This window comes from Stenotrophomonas sp. GbtcB23, from assembly GCF_019091045.1.
Lineage (GTDB): Bacteria > Pseudomonadota > Gammaproteobacteria > Xanthomonadales > Xanthomonadaceae > Stenotrophomonas > Stenotrophomonas rhizophila_A.
The window spans coordinates 1-256 of sequence record NZ_JAGXKC010000494.1; the positions used below are offsets into that span (position 1 = coordinate 1).

The 256-nt window shown below is 56.6% G+C and carries 1 protein-coding gene; it reads left to right on the forward strand.

What is annotated here, in order from left to right:
• Window positions 1-36: 36 nt before the first annotated feature.
• The coding region (locus KVS69_RS19890) for a hypothetical protein (RefSeq protein ID WP_254622314.1) at window positions 37-256 on the forward strand (220 nt) is incomplete at its 3' end.

Sequence of the window (256 nt, forward strand, 5' to 3'; positions counted from 1 at the left end):
GGTGCAGATCTCGTGGGAGGAACTGGAGCGCAACACGTGGGAGAGATTAAAGGGCTAGCGCTGTTCCGCGACAGATTCGCGGCCCATAGCGACAAATACATCCTGATTGGCGGTTGTGCAATGCACGCCGTGTTGAGTGGAACAGACCTCAAACCTCGCGCGACCAAGGACCTGGATATCGTCCTTGTGGTTGAGGCAATCGACCCATCGTTCGTTGCCTTGTTCTGGGCGTTCGTTGAAGAGGGCGGATACAGGC